Source organism: Streptacidiphilus sp. MAP12-20 (genome assembly GCF_041262525.1).
Taxonomy (GTDB): domain Bacteria; phylum Actinomycetota; class Actinomycetes; order Streptomycetales; family Streptomycetaceae; genus Streptacidiphilus.
On sequence record NZ_JBGCCK010000013.1, the window covers coordinates 37,770 to 56,187 of the forward strand.

General features: G+C 71.3%; 21 protein-coding genes. 11 read left to right on the plus strand and 10 right to left on the minus strand.

Annotation, left to right across the window (positions count from 1 at the left end):
* Nucleotides 1-94: 94 nt before the first annotated feature.
* Nucleotides 95-5,170, minus strand: a complete 5,076-nt coding sequence (locus tag ABIA32_RS18990) for a DUF5979 domain-containing protein (protein WP_370096652.1) — start codon at nucleotides 5,168-5,170, stop codon at nucleotides 95-97.
* A gap of 228 nt (nucleotides 5,171-5,398) precedes the next feature.
* On the opposite strand from ABIA32_RS18990, the gene ABIA32_RS18995 reads away from it, so the two are divergent.
* Complete coding sequence (locus ABIA32_RS18995; protein ID WP_370096654.1) at nucleotides 5,399-5,722, plus strand: cupin; 324 nt, start codon at nucleotides 5,399-5,401, stop codon at nucleotides 5,720-5,722.
* A 33-nt stretch (nucleotides 5,723-5,755) separates the two neighbouring features.
* Here the strand turns inward: ABIA32_RS18995 and ABIA32_RS19000 are convergent, their stop codons facing one another.
* From ABIA32_RS19000 to ABIA32_RS19010, 3 genes are all read right to left on the minus strand, one after another.
* Nucleotides 5,756-7,765 carry a prolyl oligopeptidase family serine peptidase gene (locus tag ABIA32_RS19000; protein WP_370096656.1) on the minus strand — a complete coding sequence of 670 codons (2,010 nt, stop codon included), beginning with the start codon at nucleotides 7,763-7,765 and terminating at the stop codon, nucleotides 5,756-5,758.
* Nucleotides 7,766-7,828: 63 nt separating this feature from the next.
* Complete coding sequence (locus ABIA32_RS19005; RefSeq protein ID WP_370096658.1) at nucleotides 7,829-8,080, minus strand: hypothetical protein; 252 nt, start codon at nucleotides 8,078-8,080, stop codon at nucleotides 7,829-7,831.
* Between the two features lie 2 nt (nucleotides 8,081-8,082).
* Complete coding sequence (locus tag ABIA32_RS19010; protein WP_370096659.1) at nucleotides 8,083-8,502, minus strand: hypothetical protein; 420 nt, start codon at nucleotides 8,500-8,502, stop codon at nucleotides 8,083-8,085.
* A 147-nt stretch (nucleotides 8,503-8,649) separates the two neighbouring features.
* On the opposite strand from ABIA32_RS19010, the gene ABIA32_RS19015 reads away from it, so the two are divergent.
* Together ABIA32_RS19015 and ABIA32_RS19020 are read left to right on the plus strand one after the other, a co-directional pair.
* On the plus strand, nucleotides 8,650-9,090 hold the full coding sequence (locus ABIA32_RS19015) for a MarR family winged helix-turn-helix transcriptional regulator (protein ID WP_370096661.1): 441 nt from the start codon (nucleotides 8,650-8,652) through the stop codon (nucleotides 9,088-9,090).
* Nucleotides 9,087-9,473 carry a hypothetical protein gene (locus ABIA32_RS19020; RefSeq protein WP_370096663.1) on the plus strand — a complete coding sequence of 129 codons (387 nt, stop codon included), beginning with the start codon at nucleotides 9,087-9,089 and terminating at the stop codon, nucleotides 9,471-9,473. Before ABIA32_RS19015 ends, ABIA32_RS19020 begins: the two co-directional genes overlap by 4 nt.
* 16 nt (nucleotides 9,474-9,489) lie before the next feature.
* Here ABIA32_RS19020 and ABIA32_RS19025 read toward each other — a convergent pair whose 3' ends face one another.
* Together ABIA32_RS19025 and ABIA32_RS19030 are read right to left on the minus strand one after the other, a co-directional pair.
* A complete protein-coding gene (locus ABIA32_RS19025) occupies nucleotides 9,490-9,978 on the minus strand; it encodes a pyridoxamine 5'-phosphate oxidase family protein (protein ID WP_370096665.1) in 489 nt (162 codons plus the stop codon).
* 65 nt (nucleotides 9,979-10,043) lie between these two features.
* Complete coding sequence (locus ABIA32_RS19030; RefSeq protein WP_370096667.1) at nucleotides 10,044-10,643, minus strand: TetR/AcrR family transcriptional regulator; 600 nt, start codon at nucleotides 10,641-10,643, stop codon at nucleotides 10,044-10,046.
* A 143-nt stretch (nucleotides 10,644-10,786) separates the two neighbouring features.
* Here ABIA32_RS19030 and ABIA32_RS19035 point away from each other — a divergent pair, with 143 nt between their 5' ends.
* The 4 genes from ABIA32_RS19035 to ABIA32_RS19050 all read left to right on the plus strand — a co-directional run bounded on the left by ABIA32_RS19035 (nucleotide 10,787) and on the right by ABIA32_RS19050 (nucleotide 14,708).
* Nucleotides 10,787-12,109: a D-arabinono-1,4-lactone oxidase gene (locus tag ABIA32_RS19035; RefSeq protein WP_370096669.1), complete on the plus strand. Its 1,323-nt coding sequence runs from the start codon at nucleotides 10,787-10,789 to the stop codon at nucleotides 12,107-12,109.
* 219 nt (nucleotides 12,110-12,328) lie between these two features.
* On the plus strand, nucleotides 12,329-13,777 hold the full coding sequence (locus ABIA32_RS19040; RefSeq protein WP_370096671.1) for an acyl-CoA synthetase: 1,449 nt from the start codon (nucleotides 12,329-12,331) through the stop codon (nucleotides 13,775-13,777).
* 98 nt (nucleotides 13,778-13,875) lie between these two features.
* Nucleotides 13,876-14,115 carry a hypothetical protein gene (locus ABIA32_RS19045; protein ID WP_370096673.1) on the plus strand — a complete coding sequence of 80 codons (240 nt, stop codon included), beginning with the start codon at nucleotides 13,876-13,878 and terminating at the stop codon, nucleotides 14,113-14,115.
* A 203-nt stretch (nucleotides 14,116-14,318) separates the two neighbouring features.
* A complete protein-coding gene (locus ABIA32_RS19050; protein ID WP_370096675.1) occupies nucleotides 14,319-14,708 on the plus strand; it encodes a hypothetical protein in 390 nt (129 codons plus the stop codon).
* Nucleotides 14,709-14,802: 94 nt separating this feature from the next.
* On the opposite strand, the gene ABIA32_RS19055 is transcribed toward ABIA32_RS19050, so the two are convergent.
* The 3 genes from ABIA32_RS19055 to ABIA32_RS19065 all read right to left on the minus strand — a co-directional run bounded on the left by ABIA32_RS19055 (nucleotide 14,803) and on the right by ABIA32_RS19065 (nucleotide 15,829).
* The gene (locus tag ABIA32_RS19055; protein ID WP_370096677.1) at nucleotides 14,803-14,997 is read right to left on the minus strand and encodes a hypothetical protein; all 195 of its coding nucleotides are present in this window, start codon (nucleotides 14,995-14,997) and stop codon (nucleotides 14,803-14,805) included.
* A 3-nt stretch (nucleotides 14,998-15,000) separates the two neighbouring features.
* On the minus strand, nucleotides 15,001-15,396 hold the full coding sequence (locus ABIA32_RS19060; protein WP_370096679.1) for a carboxymuconolactone decarboxylase family protein: 396 nt from the start codon (nucleotides 15,394-15,396) through the stop codon (nucleotides 15,001-15,003).
* A gap of 214 nt (nucleotides 15,397-15,610) precedes the next feature.
* Nucleotides 15,611-15,829: a hypothetical protein gene (locus ABIA32_RS19065; protein ID WP_370096681.1), complete on the minus strand. Its 219-nt coding sequence runs from the start codon at nucleotides 15,827-15,829 to the stop codon at nucleotides 15,611-15,613.
* Between the two features lie 292 nt (nucleotides 15,830-16,121).
* Here ABIA32_RS19065 and ABIA32_RS19070 point away from each other — a divergent pair, with 292 nt between their 5' ends.
* The 3 genes from ABIA32_RS19070 to ABIA32_RS19080 all read left to right on the plus strand — a co-directional run bounded on the left by ABIA32_RS19070 (nucleotide 16,122) and on the right by ABIA32_RS19080 (nucleotide 17,195).
* Complete coding sequence (locus ABIA32_RS19070; RefSeq protein WP_370096683.1) at nucleotides 16,122-16,289, plus strand: hypothetical protein; 168 nt, start codon at nucleotides 16,122-16,124, stop codon at nucleotides 16,287-16,289.
* A gap of 271 nt (nucleotides 16,290-16,560) precedes the next feature.
* The gene (locus ABIA32_RS19075) at nucleotides 16,561-16,764 is read left to right on the plus strand and encodes a cold-shock protein (RefSeq protein ID WP_370096685.1); all 204 of its coding nucleotides are present in this window, start codon (nucleotides 16,561-16,563) and stop codon (nucleotides 16,762-16,764) included.
* A 161-nt stretch (nucleotides 16,765-16,925) separates the two neighbouring features.
* Nucleotides 16,926-17,195, plus strand: coding sequence for a hypothetical protein (locus tag ABIA32_RS19080; protein WP_370096687.1), 270 nt, complete (start codon nucleotides 16,926-16,928; stop codon nucleotides 17,193-17,195).
* Between the two features lie 252 nt (nucleotides 17,196-17,447).
* Here the strand turns inward: ABIA32_RS19080 and ABIA32_RS19085 are convergent, their stop codons facing one another.
* On the minus strand, nucleotides 17,448-17,834 hold the full coding sequence (locus ABIA32_RS19085) for a DUF4267 domain-containing protein (protein WP_370096689.1): 387 nt from the start codon (nucleotides 17,832-17,834) through the stop codon (nucleotides 17,448-17,450).
* 113 nt (nucleotides 17,835-17,947) lie between these two features.
* On the opposite strand from ABIA32_RS19085, the gene ABIA32_RS19090 reads away from it, so the two are divergent.
* The gene (locus ABIA32_RS19090) at nucleotides 17,948-18,208 is read left to right on the plus strand and encodes a hypothetical protein (protein WP_370096691.1); all 261 of its coding nucleotides are present in this window, start codon (nucleotides 17,948-17,950) and stop codon (nucleotides 18,206-18,208) included.
* Nucleotides 18,209-18,418: the final 210 nt, after the last annotated feature.

Sequence of the window (18,418 nt, forward strand, 5' to 3'; positions counted from 1 at the left end):
AAGGACATTCCCCGCCGGCAGGCATGGATGCGGCCCCGGGGGTGCCTCTTCCCCCGGGGCCGCTGTCGTCCCGATCCGCCTGGTGTCCGGCCGATCAGGAGCTGCGTCGGCGCACGGCGCTCCGCAACGCCAGTCCGACGCCGATCATGAGCAGCCCGCCGAGCGCGAACGGCTGCCAGGGCGTGCCGCCACCCGTGTGGGCGAGGTCGCCGGTACCGCTTCCGTCACCGCCGGTTCCGCCGTTGGAGTTATCCACAGGATCGGGCGTAGCCGTCGGTGGCTTGTGGATAACTCCTCCCGACCCGGCCGGGAAGTGGTTGTCCACGGGCACCGTCACCACACCGTTCGGCGGGACCGTGAACGGGCCCTTCGGCATCGTCGTCCGGTCGGAGCCGCCGTTGGCCGTCTGCCGCACCTCGCATCCTGCGCCCGCCGGGATTCCGGTCAGCGTCTCCGTCAACTTCGGTTTGGCCAGTGAGATCTGACGTTTCACCACATCGCGCTTCGTGTCGAAGGAGCAGGAAATCTCGTACTGGAACGGGCCTTTCGCCTTGGCCGCGCCCGGCCCACTGATCGTCTGCTCGACGGTCAGTCCGCCCGCCGGGAAGTCGTTGGCGACCACCAGCGTGGCGATTTCCCCAGGCAGGGAGTTCACCACCGCGACCTGTGGATCACTGGAGTGCTCAGTCGTGACCTTCGAGCTCGTCGCGCCGCCCTTGTCGGTCTCGACGGCCGTGCAGCGCGCGCCGATCGGGAGGTTGCTGATGACCTTGCTTCCTGCCCCGTCGAAGACCAGATCGCGTGGGAAGCCAGGCTCGGAGACCTCGTTCAACTTGCAGTCGACGGCCACGGTGAAGGGACCCTGGCCGACCAGGCTCGCCGCCGCGCCGGTCACCTTCTTGGTGATGATCAGCGGGTAGGGCGGGTACGCGTTCTTGATCAGCACCGTCGCCGCGCCCTTGCCTTCCAGTTCGGGTTCGATCACGACGGAGGCCGCGTGGGCCTTGTCCGGGTGGTCGCTGACCGCGCCCGCCGGGTCCGACTCCCAGACCAGGCAGGTCGCGCCCGCCGGGATCCCGGAGAGCCGCATCGGCTTGTCCGCCGTCACCTGCGCGCTGCCGCTGCGGACCGTCGCGCCACCGACCGTGCATTCGTACTCGAAGGTGAACGGCCCCGGTGCGACGCCGCCCGGCGGTGGGTTCTCGACCAGCTTCTCCGCCTGCAGGCCGCCGAACAGCAGGCCGATCCCGCTCTTGGGCGGCTCGGTCACCGGCAGCGTGGTCTCACCCTTCGCGCCGCCGCTGACGGTCTCGCGGTGGGCGAAGGAGTTCCACGCCAGCGACAGGCCCGAGGTGTTGACGTCGGCCAGGTCGTTCGGGCTGGTCAGCGGCAGGTCGATGACCACGCCGTCACCGGGGGCGAGCGGCGTCGGAAAGTCGAGCTGCATCTCCAGACCGAGCGCCTTGGCGTCGAAGCCGGACTCCCAACTCACCGCGTCGCACCTGCGGTTCGGCGTCGGCACCTTGTCACTGCAGGGTGAGGCGTCGCGCGAGTAGCGGACGCCCAACGTGCCGGGACCGGAGAGCAGGGTCGGCGCGCCGCTCAGCGTCGGCGAACGGTCCCACTCGGTGCCGCGCTGCTCCCTGCCGAGCAGCACGCCGGTGTCACCGGGGTGCGGCAGGACGTCGAGCAGCTGCGCCTGAGTGGCGGGCTGGGTACCGGTGTTGGTGAGCTTGATGACGAAGTGGTGCGGCTCGCCCGGCAGGTTGAGCGCCACGCAGGGGTAGCGGGTGTAGTCGCGTCCGGCGACGTTCAGCTGCGGGCAGCGCGGGTCGCCCAGCGGCACGCGCTGCTGGGCGACGCTGTCCCACCAGCCCAGACTCGGCGTGCCCGAGACCCACTTGAAGGCGTCGAAGGCCGCGCCCGCGACGGTGGTCACCTGCGCGTACGAGGTGCAGAACCGGCCGGGGCCGTACTGGGCGTCGTCGACGACCTGCCCGTTGCGGGGCGTGTGCAGGTCGCAGCTGACGTCCGAGCGCGTCTGGGAGCTCGCGCCTGCGGTGTTGCGGATCGTGGCGCCCGCGACGGTGCCGCCGGCCAAGTGGGCCTGGAAGGTGATCCGGACCGTCGAGCCGGGCAGCATCTGCCACTTGGGGAAGCGCCAGAGCAGCTTGGTGACGGTGCCGTCCGCCGCCCGCTCGGGAGCGAAGACCGCGTCCGAGGCAGCGGGGACGGGCGTCCCCGCCGGGACCTCGAAGGTGATGTCGAAGGGCAGACCGCCCGAGCCGCGGAAGCTCTCGTCGAAGCGCAGGCCCGCCGGAACCGGGTCGGCCACGACCAGGTCGGGGATCACGCCGGTGCCGCTGTTCTGCACGGTCAGCGTGAACGGCACGGGCTCGCCCGGGCCGACCTTCGAGTCGGGGCTCTTGTCGATCCGCAGCTGCGCGCTGCCGTCGTTGACGTTCAGCGTGGCCTGGGCGTCGGGGATCGGGGCGAGCTGGCCGGGGTTCTGCAGCCGGGTCTCGTAGCCGCCGGTCGCGGTGTCCGGGGTGCTCGCCGGGATCTCCTGCGCCGGCTTGGAGCGCAGCGTCGCGCGCGGCGTCACGCTGAAGCAGGCGGTGGCGCCCGGGCAGGCGCCGGTGGCCGGGAAGTTCTCGCCGGGCAGCAGGGCGTAGCCGCCGGTGCTGCTGATGAACGTGAAGCGGATGCCCCGCACGTCGGCCGCACTGACACCGGCCGGCAGGCCGGGCGTGCTGCTCGCGGTGACGGTGCCCTGCACGAAGACACCGCCCGCACAGTCGGTGGTGCAGACGTCGACGCGGACCCGGTCCGCGCCGGGCGGGAAGTTGACCTTGTCGATGCCCTTGAAGTCGACCGAGTCGAAGAAGCCCTGGTCGACGTCGGTGACGACGAGCTGCTTCAGGTCGAGGTTGCCGGTGTTGGCCGCCTTCAGCTGCACCTGCGCGTTCTGCGGCGGAACGCCGTTCAGCGTGCGGGCGACCGTGCCGGGGGAGATCGTCTTGCCGAGCGAGGCCCCGGCCCGCTGCGGGCCGACCGTCGTCACCGGCGCGCAGGCGTCCCGGTACGGGATGGCGACGCCGGCGCTGATCCTGGCGCAGTTGCGGAAGCTGCCGCTCTCCGCGGCGTTGTCGCGCAGCTGCACGGTGAGCGCCAGGTTGATCCTGGCCGAGGCCGGGACCGCGCCGGAGACGACCGCCCGGACACCCGTCGCCCGGGTCAGCAGTGCGGTGTCGGACGCGTTGTAGGCGACCCAGGCGGAGGTGGTGGGGTCGTAGACCTCCAGGTTCGGGGTGATGCCCTTGGGCTGGCTGCCGACGACCGCGAAGTTGACGACGCGGACCTGCTTGAAGAGGTTGTCCGCGGCGGTCGGGTCCACCGGGTCGGTCATGGTCAGCCCGCTGAGCTCGGTGTTGCCGCCGTTGCTCATGGTCAGGTTGAAGTCGACCGGCTGGCCCTTGGCGATCTCGTTCTGGCTGGAGCTCTTGCTGCCGCTGACCGACTGCGTGGCCTGCCGCAGCGCCAGGTTGGCGCAGGCGGTCGCGGCGGCGCTGCCGCTGCCGTCGGCCGGGTTGGTGGCCGCGCCGTCGGCGCAGTCGGAGAGGCCGGTGGCGACGTCGGCCAGCGTCTCGGTGCCGTTCAGCGCGCCGTGGACGCCGAGGTCGGCGGAGGCGTTGACCGCGATCGCACCGGTGTAGGTGATCGAGACGCGGGCGGGCGCGCCGCCTGCCGGGCAGTCGACGCTGCGGTCCTTGCCGCTGTCGGCGGGCGTCAGCGGGACGCTCGGCAGCGTGCTCCCGTCCCGGCAGGTGATCTCCAGCTTCGCAGCGGTCGCGCCGCTCGGGAAGGTGGGCCGGACCGTCTTCACGTCCAGCGCGGAGAAGCGGGAGGCCGCGGTGGTGGACGGCTCGCTGATCGTCAGCGTCTGCACCGGGAACGGCGAGGTGTTCTTCCCGGTGACCACGGCGGACACGGGTGCCTTCTGGCCCAGCAGTGCGGTGCCGTTGGCCTTGTAACTGCCGGTGACGTCGGAGAAGTACTGCTTGCTCAGGTCGATGGTGGCCTGGTTCGGCAGGATGTCGAAGGGCGCGCACGCGGTGGCGCCGTTGGTGATCCCGGCGGCGTCCTCGGCGCTGGGCGCCGCGCAGTTGTCGATGCGCTGGCGGACCGTCGGTCGCAGCGGGGAACCGTCACTCCGCAGGGTGTCCCGCAGCTTCATCGGCAGGGCGACCTGCCCGGCGGTGGCGCTGGGCGGCAGCTTCGTGCCGGCCGCGTTAGTGAACACAACTCGCACGGCAGTGACCTGACCTGGCGTCACTCCAGCGGGCAGCGCCAGCCCGGGACCGGCCGTGACCGGCCCGGCCTGTTGCTCGCCCGGGTTGCACGGAGTGGCCACCGGCTTGGTGCAGACGAGCAGCTGGGCCCGGTCGGCACCGGCGGGGAAGCCGGTGACCTGCGGCTGGCCGGTGAGGTCGAAGGTGCGCCAGGTGTCGAGCGTCGCGTCGTCGATCCGCAGGCTGTCCACAGCCTGTGCACCGGCGGACCCGTTGCGCACGCCCAGGGTGATCGTCGTCTGCGTCCCCGACCCGGCCACGCCGGAGGCGGGCGCCCAGCTCTTGGTCCCGACCGGCTTGACCGAGCGCGGCACGCTGACCTTCACGTCCGCGCTGTCCGAGGCGGGCGGCGCGTTGTCGGCGGTGGCCTTGGCGGTGTTGGTGACGATCTGCCCGTCGGGGTAGCTCGTGTCCACCGGCACGCGCACCGCGACGTCGAACGTACGGCTGACGCCGCCCGGCAGGCCAGTCTTTCCGCCGCCGATCGACTCCTTGAAGGTGACGGCCAGGTGCTTGCTCGTGGCGTCGAAGACCACCGTGCGGGTGGGCGTCGAGTTCGGCGTCGCGGTGACCTCCAGGCCGCGCGGAAGATCGTCGTCCAGGACGACGTTCTCGCAGGCGGTGGTCAGCGAGGAGCAGGAGACAGTGAGGCGGTAGCTGAAGACCCCACCAGGCGTGAGCGGCGAAGGAACGTCGACCGCTTCCTTCTTGACCGTCAGCTCCGCGCCTGATGCCGCGCGTTGGGCCTTGTGCTGCGGGGATGGCGGGCTGCCCGCGGCCGAGGCGGGCACGGGCAGCAGCACAGCCGAAGCGAGCAAGGCAGAAAGAATGCGCGTGACTGCGCGCCGCATGTGTCGTCCCTCCGAGATCCCCGTGAATCGCCGTCCCCGTGGCGAACGAAGATCACGATGCCCTAGACAAAAAGGACAAACTTGCACAACACGCGCAATCTTTACAAGATCTTTAATTATGGGCGATTGATCCCTCTATCCCTTCAGAGCTGCTCACGGAGTGCAGGAGGCGGGCCGCCGCCACACACTGAACCCATGGACGAACTCACGCTCGTCGCCGAGTCCCAGCTCACGCAGGCCCGGCAGTCGCCGCACGGGCGGGCCACTCGGCTGCTGCTGCACCACAACATGCTGCGGCAGTCACTGATCGCGCTCACCCAGGGATCCGTTCTGGGCGAGCACGAGTCGCCGCACGCCGCCACCCTGCTGGTGCTGGCCGGGCAGGTGCAGCTCAGCACCGAGTCCGGTGGGATGGTGGAGCTCGCCGCCGGCGAGCTCGCGGGGCTGCCACACGAGCGGCACGACCTTATGGCGCTCAGCGACGCCGTCGTCCTGCTGACCACCGTCACCGGCGTCTGACCGCCCTCGCTCAGCCGAGCGCGCGGCGCAGGCTCAGCACAGCGCGCGGCGCAAAAAGGCGAGCTGGTGCAGCAGCATGTTCTCGGCCGCGGCCTCGTCGGTGATCCGGTGCCCTGAGCTGCTCAGCAGCAGCGTCTCGTGCGGGCGACCGGCCGCGAGCAGGGCGCTGGAGAGGCGCAGCGTGTTCGCAGCGAAGACGTTGTCGTCGCTCAGGCCGTGCATCAGCAGCAGCGGGCGGCGCAGCTTCGGCGCGTCGCGCAGCAGGTCGCAGGCCGCGTAGGCGTCGGGGTTCGCCTCCGGGTGGCCGAGGAAGCGCTCGCGCCAGTGCGCGTCGTAGAGCCGCTGGTCGGTGAGCCCGGCGCCGGCCACCGCCGCGTGGAAGACGTCCGGCCTGCGCAGCACCGCGGCCTCGGCGAGCGAGCCGCTGTAGGACCAGCCGCGCATGGCGACCCGGTCCAGGTCCATCCCGTACTCCGGATGCTCCGCCGCGACCGCGTGCAGCGCGTCGACCTGGTCGTCCAGCGGCGGGCCGAAGACGTCACCGTGCACCTCCCGCTCCCAGCGCGGCCCTCGGCCCGGCGTGCCGCGGCCGTCGACGACCAGCACGACGAAGCCCTGCTCCGCGAACCACTGGGACAGGTGCGTGGCCCAGCCCTGATCGGCCGTCACCCGCTGCATCGCCGGTCCGGCGTAGGGGTCGAGCAGCACCGGCAGTCGCTCGCCCGGGGCGTGCCAGGACGGCAGGTGCACGGCGGCGCAGAGACGGCGCTCGCCGACGCGGAGCAGCGTCCTGTGCAGCGGGAGCGCGGGCTGTTCGGCGCGGCTGGGCACGTCCTGCGGCCGGACCAGCGTTCCGCCGCGCAGCACGCCGCTGTGGACGCCGGGCCGGTGCGTCAGCTGCTCGACGAGCCCGGCTTCGCCGCCGTGGCTCCAGCGCCACAGGTGGGTGGAGAAGGGGTCCGCCTCCGTGGTGGCGGCGAAGAGAACCGTGTCGCCGTCGACGCTCAGCAGCGCGCGCAGGTTCAGCCCGGGCGGCGTGACCGGCTCGCCGTCGACGGCGAGATGGCGGGTGTCCCCGAGATCCAGGTGCGTGACCAGCGCGCCGGCGGCGGTGCGCTGAGGCAGGCCGGGGACGAGTTGGACCCAGGCCGCGTCGTGCTGCTCGCGCAGCAGCGTGGTCGCACCGCTCGCCGGGTCGACGGCGAGGACACGGACGGTCCGCTGATCGCGGCTCTGGACGGCGGCGTAGGGGCCGTGCGCGTCCCAGCCGGCCGCCGTCAGGTACTCGAAGGCCTCCCGGTCCCACGCGACGTCGACCCGTCCGGCATCGGAGGTCGCGGAGACCAGGTGGAGGCTGACCTCGGCGTTGGCGGTGCCGACGGCCGGGTAGCGGACCGCTCGGGGGCGGACGGCGGGGTTCGCCGGGTCGGCGACGTACCAGACCGCGACCCTGGCCTGGTCGACCCTGGTCACCAGCAGCCGTTCGCCGTCCGGCGACCACCAGTACCCCGAGTAGCGGCCCATCGACTCCGTCGCGACGTGCTCGGCGACACCGTAGGACACCTCCGGACCGTCCTCCGGTCCGGGCGCGGCGACCGCGCGGTCACCCGTCCCGTCCACGCCGACGACACGCAGCGCGCCGCCGCTCAGGTAGGCGACCCGCCGCCCGGTCGGGTCCGGTACCGGCTCGGCGACCGGTCCGGCGGTGGGCAGTCGCCGTACCGTGCCCTGCCCTTGCCCGGCGTCGGCCACCCACAGCTCGCCCGCCAGGGCGAATGCCGCGAGGCGTCCGCTCGCGTCGGTCGCGAAGCCGCCGATCCCGCTGCCTGAGGCGCCCAGGGCGGCGGGATCCGCGATCAAGCGCTCGGTGCCGTCGGCCAGGTCCCTGGCCCACAGGCAGGTCTCCGGATCGGTGCCGCTCCGGCTGCGCAGGAAGAGCACAGCCTTGCCGTCGGCCGTGACGGTGAGCTGGTCGGGCGCGCCGAGGCTGAACCGGCGCGTGCGGGCAAGCTGACGCGGAAGGGAGGGGGTGAGGGGAGTCATTCACGCACACTGACACACCCTCACCCGTCCCGGCGCGGGGATTCCCGGACTCCCCCGACGGGCCTACTTCTGCGTCGGATCGCTCGCCGCGTCCGAGTCCGCCGCGTTCGCGGCCGACTGCGCGGCGTCGACCTTCGCCTGCTCCTGCTGCACCGACGCCGACGAACCGGCGGCCGGCGTCGACGACGCGGCCGGAGCCGCGCCGCCCGCGCCACCACCCGTGGCACCACTGCCGCCGCAGGCGGTCACGCCCAGCAGGGCGGTGGCGGCGAGTACTCCGGCGGCCAGCCGCCGCGTCATGCGGTTGACGCGCATGTTCAGCCGGCTCCCTTGCCGTTGTCGTTCGCCGCGCACCAGGTCTTCACGCCCTGGAGGTCCGTCTGCCGCTGGGTGATCGTGCCGACCATCGCCTTGCGGGTGTTCAGCCGGTCCTGCAGGTAGGTGGCGATGGCCTTGTGCCCGAGCTTGTTGGCGTTGTCGACTCGCAGCTGCAGGCGCGCGATCGATCCGGGCACGGTGACGCTGCCGTTCAGCCGGTCGAGCGCCCGCTCCAGGCGCCGCTCCAGCTTCGGCACGCGCAGGCAGAGCGCGTGGGCGCCGTCCCCCTTGGGAGCGTGCGCGGCGGCGCTCGCGGTACCGCCGTTCGCGGCGTACGCGGGGCTTGCGGCGAGCAGGCTGCCGGCGACCGCGATCCCGGCGACCGCGAGGCGGACCCGCTTCGGCTTGATTCGGGACATGAGGTTCTCCATCCGTACTCCGTGCTGCGTGGGCGGATGAGCGGCCTGACGGCCCATCCGCTCGGGGAGCGTAGGAAGGCACTTTGTGGAATCTCTGTGGCCGGCACTTGCAGTCAATAGTGCGAAACCGTACTATCCATAATCGTGATGTCCGAGAACGAAGAAACCGCCGCCCCGGCCTCCGCCCTGCTCTCCCTCCAGCGCGCGACCCACGCGACACTGCACCTGCTGGCCACGGAACTGGTCGACCTCGACCTGACCCCCTCCGAGATCAACGCGCTCGCCAACCTCGCCGACGGCGAAGGCCGCACCGTCTCCCAGCTGGGCGCGGCGGCAGGCGTCCGCCCGACGACCCTCACCGGCGTCCTGGACCGCCTCGAGCGCCGCGGCCATATCACCCGGGCGATGCGGGCAGGCGACCGCCGCTCGGTCCTGATCGAGCTCACACCCTCAGGGCGGGCCACCGCCGACACCATCGCGCAGACGGTGGCCGGGCTGGAGCGCCGCGCGTTGACCGGCCTGCCACCGGAGGCCGTCGCCGGTTTCCATGCCGTGCTGCGCGCGCTGACGGAGGCGTCCTCGCGATGACCTTCGCCGACCTCCTCGCCGAAGTCCTCGCCGCGCCGGGCGCGGACCGCTTCGGCCACCGCCAGCACATCCACCTGACCTGGCTGGCGGTCAGCCGGCTGGGGCCCGCGGCGGCACTGGAACTCGTCGACACCGGCATCCGGCAGGCCGCGCAGGCGGCAGGAGCCCCCGGGAAATACCACGCGACGATGACCCGCGCCTGGCTCGAGCTGGTCGCCCACCACGCAGCCGCCCAGCCCACCGCGGACTTCGAGGGCTTCCTCCTCGCGGCGCCGGAGCTGCTCGACAAGGACCTGCTGAGCCGCTTCTACTCCGCCGAGCTGCTGGCCGGCCCGACCGCACGAGCCTCCTGGGTCGCACCGGACCTCGCCCCGCTGCCCTGACCCGCTTCAGCTCGTGTCACGCCGGGTCGGCCGGGTAGCTCATCGGCTCCGCGACCGGGCCGGGGAAGCGCCAGCGGGTCATGGACTCGGCGAAGGCGCCCTCGAACCAGCCGCAGACCGTCCTCGGCGTCACGGCGAAGACGGGCGAGCTGCCGATCTCGATCACAGCGGGCTCGCCCGTGCGCGGCAGCACGTATTTGGTGGCGTAGGCCGCGTCCACCTCGGCCGGGCGCTCCCCGGACGGGACGGCCGCTGCGGAGCCCTGCAGGGCGACGAGCTCGGTGGCGCTCTCCAGATGCACGCTCACCCGGGGGTCCAGCGCGAGGTTTCTGGCCTTCACCGTCCCCGCGCCCGTGCTGAACCAGAGCCGCTCGCCCACCCAGACGCCCCAGACCGGCATCGCGTGCGGGCCCCCGGTCGTGGACGCGGTGCAGATCCAGTAGTTGCGGGCCGACGCGAGCCGCGTCCGCATCTCCGGCCAAGTGATCACGATGCGCTCGCTCATGGCCCCAGTCTGCTCCGGCACGACAGTTTTGCCGGGCGCGGCCCGCCGGTGAGGCAGGCCATCGGTCAGACCCCGGGGGCCGTCACGCTGCTCAGGTAGGCCGCGTACTCGTCCAGCGCCGCCGAGGCCTGGACGTCGTCGCGATCGATGAGCCAGTTCAGGGTCAGACCGTCCATCAGGCCGAGGCCGTAGCGGGCGAGCACCGGGACCGGGACCGTCCACCGGATGCCCGCGACCTGAGCGATGGCCTCCAGATGGTCGCTGTAGAGCGTGAGGTAGTGCTGGTACTGGCGGCGCGCGACCTCGGCCAGACCTGGCTGGCGCAGGGCGTACTGGGTGAGCTCATAGGTGACCATCTGCTCGTCCGGGCGGGCCCGGACCTGGTCCCAGTAGGCGTGCAGCGTGCCGCGGATGATCCCCCGTGGGGACCGGTCGTCCGGCGTGGCCGTCGTCGTGGGCGGCAGGGCGCGCTGCATGATGCCTTCGATCACGGCGTGCAGCAGCTCTTCCTTCGAGCGGAAGCAGTAGTGGAAGACCCCGAGCGGCACGCCCGCCTCGGCGACGATCGCCCGGGTGGTCGCCTTGCCCACGCCGTCGCGGATCATCACCCGGATCGCCGCGTCGACCAGCTGCTCGCGGCGCATGTCGGCTGACAGGCGGGTCATCGCGGCTCCGTTCGGACGAGTGATTCCGGGCCTCAAGGTACCTGGTCAAGCATCCAAGTCAATCCTCCTGGACTCTTGACTTGGACACTTGACCAGGTTCAACCTTCCGGAAAGCTGTCGAACCCGACGAGAGGGCTCCGGACATGACCGGCGTATGGCGCAACTGGGCAGGGAACGAGGAGGCCTCCCCGGTGCGCGTGCTGCTTCCGGCGGACGCGCAGGAGGTCACCGCCGCCGTGCGCGACGCGGTCCGCGACGGGCTGCGGGTCAAGGCCATCGGAGCGGGTCACTCCTTCAGCCCCACTGCTGTCGCCCCCGACGTGCAGCTGCGGATGGACGCGATGGATGCGCTGCGCTCGGTGGACCGGGAGACCGGGCTGGTCACCGTCGACGCGGGCATGCCGCTGTGGAAGCTGAATCCGCTGCTCGCCGAGCACGGCCTCGCCCTGGAGAACATGGGCGACATCGACCGGCAGACCGTCTCCGGCGCGATCTCCACCGGCACACACGGCAGCGGCATCGGCTTCGGCGGCATCGCGACGCAGGTCCGCGCGCTCGAACTCGTCCTCGCCGATGGCTCGTTGGTCCGCTGCTCCGCCGACGAGCAGCCGGAGCTCTTCGCCGCGGCCCGCGTCGGCCTGGGCGCGCTCGGCATCCTCACCTCCGTCACGCTGCAGTGCGTGCGGGCCTTCGCCCTGCACGCACGGGACGTCGCGATGCCGATCGCCGAGGTGCTCGGCCGGGTGCGTGAACTCGCGGACGACAACGACCACTTCGAGTTCTTCTGGTTCCCGCACAGCGAAACCGCGCTGACCCGACGCTTCCGCCGCCTCCCGGTCGGGACGGCCACGCTGCAGCCGATCGGCGCCCTCAGCCGCCGCCTGGACGAGACCGTGAGCGGCCTGGGCTTCGAGGCGCTCAACCGGGTCGGCACGCGCTTCCCCGCCCTCGTCCCGCCGATCACTCGCTTCGCGGCGCGGGCCATGTCCGCGCGCGAGTGGACCGACCTCTCCTTCCGCGTCTTCGCCTCCCCGCGTGATGTCCGCTTCCACGAAGGGGAGTTCGCCATCCCGCGCGAGCACGCCGTGGACGCGCTCCGGGAGATCAGGCGCTGGATCGACGCCCAGGACGAGCGGGTCTCCTTCCCGCTGGAGGTCCGCTTCACCGGCGCCGACGACATCTGGCTCTCCACCGCCCAGGGGCGCGAGAGCTGCTACATCGCCTTCCACCAGTACCACCGGATGCCCTACCGGCGGTACTTCGACGCCTGCGAGAGCATCCTCGGCTCCTTCGGCGGCCGACCGCACTGGGGCAAGATGCACGGCCTCGACGCCGAGCAACTGCGCCCGCGCTACCCGCACTTCGACGACTTCGTCGCGATCCGCGACACAGTCGACCCGGCGGGTGTCTTCGCCAACCCCTACCTCGACCGCGTCCTCGGCCGCGCGCCCGAAGCGGGGAGCTGACCAGCGGGCACCCGGCCTCCGGCGATGCGGTGGCTGGTGACGCGGTGGCTGGTGACGGGGTGGCTGGTGACGCGCCCGCCCGCGCCGGCCCGAGTCCGCTGTCGCCGCGGCCGAGCGCGACAACCGGGTCCGCTCCGTAGCGGCTGCGCCGTGACCGGCGGCGCCGCAGCTGAGAGTCTGTGGGTGACCACCACGGTCCAGAGCTGAGGAGCAGTCCGGATGGCCCCCCTCTTTCCCGCGCTCACCACGGCCGGCGGCCGGCCCGCCCTGCGCTTCGGCGAGCGGTCGCTCGACTACTCCGCGCTGAACGCCGCCGCGACGGCGACCGCCGTACGGCTCGCCGGGGCGACCAGGGTCGCGCTCTGGGCCACGCCCACCCTGGACACCGCCGTCGGCGCCGTCGCCGCGCTGCTGGCCGGCGTGCCCGTGGTGCCGGTCAACCCCGGCAGCGGCGCGCGCGAGCTCGCGCACATCGTCACCGACAGCGCGCCCGACCTCGTCCTGGCCGCCGCGGACGCGGCGCTGCCCGAGCCGCTGGCCGCGCTCCCCCGCGTATCGGCGGACCTCGCTCCGACGGGCCTACCGCTTCCCGCCCTCTGTGAGGAGCCCGAGGAAGAGTCGGCTGCGCTGGTCGTCTACACCTCCGGGACCACCGGCCCACCGAAGGGCGTCGTGCTGTCCCGGCGCGCGGTCCGGGCCACCCTCGACGCGCTCGCGCAGGCCTGGGCCTGGACCGAGGACGACGTCCTGGTCCACGCGCTGCCGCTGTTCCACGTGCACGGACTCGTCCTCGGCATCCTCGGCCCGCTGCACGTCGGCGGCAGCGTCCGCCACCTCGGCCGGTTCGACGTCGGCGCTGTACAGGCCGAGCTCGCAGGCGGCGCGACGATGCTCTTCGGTGTGCCGACGATGTACCACCGGATCGCCGAAGCCGTCTCGGCCGAGCCGGAGTTGGCGAAGGCGCTGGCGCAGGCGCGGCTGCTGGTCTCGGGCTCCGCAGCGCTGTCCCGCCGGGACCACGAGGCGATCACCGCGGCGACCGGCCGCACGGTCGTCGAGCGCTACGGGATGACCGAGACGCTGATGAACACCAGCGTCCGGCCCGGCCTCCCGCACCGCCCCGGCAGCGTCGGCACGCCACTGCGCGGGGTGGAGCTGCGCCTGGTCGACGAGGAGGGGCGGCCGCTCATCGCGCCCGACCCCGAGACGGTCGGCGAGATCCAGGTCCGCGGCCCGAGCCGGTTCACGGAGTACCTGGGCCGCCCCGAGGCCACGGCGGCCGCCTTCGACCAGGGCGGCTGGTTCCGCACGGGGGACATGGCGACCCTGGACGCCGACGGCTCGGTACGGATCGTCGGGCGCAAGTCGACAGACCTCATCAAGAGCGGCGGCTACAAGATCGGCGCGGGCGAGATCGAGAACGTCCTGCTCGAACACCCGGCTGTCGCCGACGCCGCCGTCACCGGCGAACCAGACCCGGACCTCGGCGAGCGGATCGTCGCCTGGATCGTCCCCGCCGACCCGGCCGCGCCGCCGAGCCTGGCGGAGCTCGCGGACCACGTCGCCGGGCATCTGGCCCCCCACAAGCGACCGCGTGCCCTGCGCCTGCTGGCCGCGCTGCCGCGCAACGACATGGGGAAGGTGACCAAGCGGGCCCTGCAGGACTGAGGCCGACGAAGATCACGTCGATGGTCGGATTTTCGTTCGAATAGCAGCGGAGGGCGTGTCCGCGTGCACGGCCGCGCACATGCCCGGAAGCTGAATACATGAACGACAGCACACCCAACCCGCACGGCCACGGGCACCACGCCCACGTCGTCGTGCACCACCTCGTCGACGCCACCCCGCCGTTCCGCCGCGTGGACATCCTCGGCACGGAGGTGGGCAAGGCGCACAGCCTCCGCGACGTGGTGGAGTTCTGCCGCCGCGCCGGCCTGGACGAGCTGGACCTCGAATCGCAGGACATGATCGAGTGGATCGGAGGCGGCTCGGACGTCTGGGCGTGACACCGTCTCGCGCCCCTGCGCGAACGGCGGCGGGAGCCCGGCCGCTCGGGACGACCGGAACTCCCACCACCCCCGCCGCGTACCCGACTGTCAGCGCAGAGCCCGCGACCGGTCCGCACAGCCTCCCCCCATCCCGCCCACCCGCCTAAGGCCACGACGGCCAACCGCCGGCCGACGCGCACACCACAGTGGCAGGAACGCAGGTGGATCAGGTGAAGGACAGTCGCGCAGTGGCGGGGGTGGTCGATGCCCTGCCGGGGTATGGCGCGTACATGACTGAGGTACTGATCGAAGAGAACTTCGTACACATCGACGGCACCGACATGAACGTGATCCTCACCATGCTGGACGGGCTGAACCTCGAGGCCGAGCCCACCGCGCCCCGCCACGTCAGCGAGGCCCGCTCCTGGGTGATCGCCCTGCACTGGCTGGGGTCCGGCCCGATAACCCACGAGGTGGCCGTGGCACTGCCGGGCGTGCTGGTGGAGATCCGGGACTACTTCGTCGCGCGAGGGAAACTGCCGCCGACTCGGATCGCCGTGTACGGACCCGATGAGCAGCTTCTGCGCAGCATCGAGGCCGCTGCCGCCTAGGCCGTCCGCAAAGCCGACACCATCGGCAGCCGGGGCCACTGCACGTGACTGTGAGCCCCGGCTCGTCGGGAGCCTCTCTGCGGCCTTCCCCTGCTCAGTGCGCGGCCGCCAACTTCTGCACCTGCTGGTCGTAGCCCGACAGCAGTTGGCGCAGCTGGTCGAGGGACTCCGAGGGCACGTCCTCAGGTGCTGTCTCAGCGACATAGCGGGCCGCGGCAATCAGCGCGGCCAGCTCGTAGGTGTGGAACGTGCCGCGCACCACCGTGGGGCTCACCCGCTGCAGCTCCATGGGTCAACCCTTGGACTTCACGTAGTCGACGATCTGTGAGAGCTCGGCGGCGAACTGGTCGTAGTCCTCCTGCATGCCGTTGATGTAGGCGCTCCAGCCCAGGCTGGCCTTTGCGTAGTGCACCGCTTCCTGGATCTCCTCGTCGGTGGCACCGAACAGCTTTGCGGCCTCGGCGTGGAAGAGGCTGCAGTAGCGGCACTTCGTCTCGGCGTGCAGCCCGACGCCGATCAGCTCCTTGTACTTGTTCGGTATGAGCGTCTCGCCGAGCTCGATCCGCTTGAAGATCTCCCACTCGGGGCCGATCAGTTCCGTCGGAATGCTCTGGAAGAAGTGCGGGACGAGTCCCAGCGTCTCCTTGATTTCCGCTTCTACTTCGGCGCGATTCACCTGGGCAGCCATCCGGACCTCCTCGGAGGTTCCGAGCGCCCGAGCGGGCCTGCCTGCGCTTACCGTGGGCTGAGAGATACCTGCTCCTGCCAGCGCACGCACCGAACGGTCCTCGTGGATACGTGCACTGTGACGCTCAAGCCTCACCACCAGACTACGCACGCATGAGCGCTCCGGCCACGGGCCGCCCTGATCAACGGGCGGCGTTGCGTCGGCCCGGTGCGGCTCAGGCCTTGTAGAGCTCGAGGTCGTCGTTCGCGAACATCTGCACTTGACCGCAGCCCCAGCAGATCAGCGCGGTGACCGACTCGTTGGCCCATCCCAGGCCCAGGAACTCCATGCCGGAGCTGTTCAGCTTCACCTCACGGCTGCGAAAGATGCCACCTCGGCAAAAGCCGCATGTGATCCACTTGTCCCCGATTGCCGCGCGTACTGGCTTGGACATGCCTTGTTCCTTCCCGAGCCGAGAGCGGCGATCAGCATGCCACGGCTTTGGCCCGTCAGAGCCCGTGCGTTTCATCCGGGGTCGTCTCCGGATCTCCGCCGCCACCGGCGACGCCACAGCACCTGATCACACGAAGGCCCCGCACCCGAGGATCCGGGTGGGGCCGGCAGCTGATCAATTGCTGTGACTCGGCATCGGAAACATCGTTGCGTCTGCCATCGGTTGGCCGTTCAGGCAAGGCGTCCACGCCACCACGTCGACCGACGACGCGATGCGGGGCTGCAGAGCCTCGATGACGAACTCACCGCGGCGCGCGATGGCGACGTGGGTACTGGGCATTTTCGGGCTGACCACCCGCGGCTCGAATGACAGGCCGCGGGACTCGATCGCCTCCGCCCGCCAACCCGACGGCTCGTACCGGCACCAGAACCTCTTCCGCTACCTGATCTCCAGGGCCTGACGCAGGCACAGCACCAGCCGGCGTCACAGCCTGGAGGGACGCTCGTCGCCACTTCTCTGCCGCGCGGCCGCCGTTGCGGGCGTTCTCGAACATCCTGATCGCACCAGAAGGCGCGGACGGCCTGTAGTCATACGATCACTGCGCATGTACGGTACTGCTCGAACGCGCGGTTCGAAGTCCAGCTTGACCAGCAGTCCGAGGACCAGGGCGATCACCACACCCAAGGGGTACGCGCCATTGCGTACCCGTGATCCCGGAACGGGGAACAAGCATGGCTACGGGGACCGTGAAGTGGTTCAACGCTGAGAAGGGCTTCGGCTTCATCGCCCAGGACGGCGGCGGCGCGGACGTGTTCGTCCACTACTCGGCGATCAACTCGCAGGGATATCGCGAACTGGTCGAAGGTGAGCCGGTGAGCTTCGACGTCGAGCAGGGCCCGAAGGGGCCGCAGGCCGCGAACGTCCAGCGCGGCTGACCTAACAGCAAGAGAGCCCGCCACGGTCGCCGTGGCGGGCTCTGTGCAGCGCGATCCGTACGTTCCAATGCTCGGCCCCGTCCATCCCCGCGCTCCGCTCAGCGGCACGCGCCCACAGTCGCCAGGATGCGCTTGTGCGCGGACCGGTTGATCGTGGAGTCATGGGCGTCATCGTGTTGATCGAGCCGGCAGAGCGGGCACCCAAGTACGACTCCAAGAGCTGGGTGATCAGCGGCCTTCGAGCGGTCCACGCCGCCAAGGCCGATCCCGAGGTCCCGGATAGTCCCGCCGACCGGACGCTCTGCGGTCTGGCCACGGTGGGGATGGAGAAGCACAGCTACCGACCGCAGGATCCAGGCGCGAGCTGGTACCCGCCGAACCTGACCCCGTGGGAGTGCAAGGCCTGCTCTCAGGCGCTGCGCCAAGGCTGAGGCCGGACGGCCCGTCCGCCTGCGCCGCCCCCCAAAGAAGTCGCCTGTCTCCGAAGGGTCTTGGTCGGCCCGGACGGTCAGAGTGCCTTCGGCGTCGCTGCGCGAGGACTGCGCCCCACCCTGGGCACGATCCGAAACGCCCGCTGGCGCTGTTCATGTGTCATGACGTCACGAGTGCGTGCGTGCGACGAGAGCACCGCGGGGCTCCCGTCGCAGCGGACCGCCCATCGCGGGGGCCGTCGGTGACCGTGGTCAGGACAGCAGCAGCACGGCACCGGCGGCGGCCATGACCGCGGCGGTGGCGCCGTGGACGGCGAGGTACGCCTTGGCGGGTCCGCCGCTGCGCTTGCTGATGAGCGCGTCGCCGAGCGGCATCACCGCGCCGACGAGCATCATCCAGCCGGTCAGGTGTGTGGTGCCGCCCAACAGCACGACCAGCAGGAGGAGTCCGGCGCCGATGTCGCGATCCGCCTTGACCCTGAGCCAGGCGCGGAAGCTCGTGTCCCCGGGGCGGGTGTCGGGGATCCCGAAGTCCACCGCGGCCTGCGGGGTCCAGAGGCAGCGGGCGCCGATGAGCGTGATTCCGACGGCGACGACCCAGGCGAGGACGGTGGCGAGAGTGGTGACGGCGGTAGGCATGACAGTTGCTCCCCTTCTCTAGCGGCGCCGACCCCGTGTCGATCGCCGCTCGATCTGCTAGCAATGCTAGACGTAGCACCGCCCGAATGTCTAGCGATGCTAGGGGCGCTTGCATGTCCATCACCGGGAACCGCCGCGAGCGGGAACGCGCCCAGCGCCACCGCCCGATCCTCGCCGTGGCGCGCGAGTTGGCCGAGGCCGAGGGATGGGAGGCCGCCATCACCACCCGCCGCCTGGCCACGTGCGTGGAGGTCAAGGACGCCATCGTCACGGCCGTCGCAGAAGAGGGCTTCGCCGAACTGGCCAAGCTGCTGCGCGCCATGCGCGGACCGACGCCCGAGGGCGCGAGCCCGACCGCGGCCTACGGCCTCTGAGGCCCCGCTGACGGGGAAGTTCAGCGGGGCCTCGATGCTCTGGTGATCGGCACGCGGCGACACGACCTTGATCCTTGTTGCTGATCGGTGGCAGGAGCGGGACGCGATCAGGATCAAGCTGATCATGCGAGGAGACGCGGCTCGCCGGGCTTCCGGCCAAGCGGGCCAAGCGGAACGCCGATCAGCTTTTCGGTTCTGCCCCTAAAGGCT

Excerpts from the sequence above, each read along its gene's own strand:
- ABIA32_RS19045 (WP_370096673.1), top strand. The coding sequence starts at position 13,876 with ATGAACGACAGCACACCCAACCCGCACGGCCACGGGCACCACGCCCAC.
- ABIA32_RS19015 (WP_370096661.1), top strand. The coding sequence starts at position 8,650 with ATGTCCGAGAACGAAGAAACCGCCGCCCCGGCCTCCGCCCTGCTCTCC.
- ABIA32_RS19065 (WP_370096681.1), bottom strand. The coding sequence starts at position 15,829 with ATGTCCAAGCCAGTACGCGCGGCAATCGGGGACAAGTGGATCACATGC.
- ABIA32_RS19075 (WP_370096685.1), top strand. The coding sequence starts at position 16,561 with ATGGCTACGGGGACCGTGAAGTGGTTCAACGCTGAGAAGGGCTTCGGC.
- ABIA32_RS19060 (WP_370096679.1), bottom strand. The coding sequence starts at position 15,396 with ATGGCTGCCCAGGTGAATCGCGCCGAAGTAGAAGCGGAAATCAAGGAG.
- ABIA32_RS19055 (WP_370096677.1), bottom strand. The coding sequence starts at position 14,997 with ATGGAGCTGCAGCGGGTGAGCCCCACGGTGGTGCGCGGCACGTTCCAC.
- ABIA32_RS19040 (WP_370096671.1), top strand. The coding sequence starts at position 12,329 with ATGGCCCCCCTCTTTCCCGCGCTCACCACGGCCGGCGGCCGGCCCGCC.
- ABIA32_RS19000 (WP_370096656.1), bottom strand. The coding sequence starts at position 7,765 with ATGACTCCCCTCACCCCCTCCCTTCCGCGTCAGCTTGCCCGCACGCGC.
- ABIA32_RS19070 (WP_370096683.1), top strand. The coding sequence starts at position 16,122 with ATGACGAACTCACCGCGGCGCGCGATGGCGACGTGGGTACTGGGCATT.
- ABIA32_RS19030 (WP_370096667.1), bottom strand. The coding sequence starts at position 10,643 with ATGACCCGCCTGTCAGCCGACATGCGCCGCGAGCAGCTGGTCGACGCG.
- ABIA32_RS19010 (WP_370096659.1), bottom strand. The coding sequence starts at position 8,502 with ATGTCCCGAATCAAGCCGAAGCGGGTCCGCCTCGCGGTCGCCGGGATC.
- ABIA32_RS19080 (WP_370096687.1), top strand. The coding sequence starts at position 16,926 with ATGGGCGTCATCGTGTTGATCGAGCCGGCAGAGCGGGCACCCAAGTAC.
- ABIA32_RS19005 (WP_370096658.1), bottom strand. The coding sequence starts at position 8,080 with ATGCGCGTCAACCGCATGACGCGGCGGCTGGCCGCCGGAGTACTCGCC.
- ABIA32_RS19085 (WP_370096689.1), bottom strand. The coding sequence starts at position 17,834 with ATGCCTACCGCCGTCACCACTCTCGCCACCGTCCTCGCCTGGGTCGTC.
- ABIA32_RS19025 (WP_370096665.1), bottom strand. The coding sequence starts at position 9,978 with ATGAGCGAGCGCATCGTGATCACTTGGCCGGAGATGCGGACGCGGCTC.
- ABIA32_RS19020 (WP_370096663.1), top strand. The coding sequence starts at position 9,087 with ATGACCTTCGCCGACCTCCTCGCCGAAGTCCTCGCCGCGCCGGGCGCG.
- ABIA32_RS18995 (WP_370096654.1), top strand. The coding sequence starts at position 5,399 with ATGGACGAACTCACGCTCGTCGCCGAGTCCCAGCTCACGCAGGCCCGG.
- ABIA32_RS19090 (WP_370096691.1), top strand. The coding sequence starts at position 17,948 with ATGTCCATCACCGGGAACCGCCGCGAGCGGGAACGCGCCCAGCGCCAC.
- ABIA32_RS19035 (WP_370096669.1), top strand. The coding sequence starts at position 10,787 with ATGACCGGCGTATGGCGCAACTGGGCAGGGAACGAGGAGGCCTCCCCG.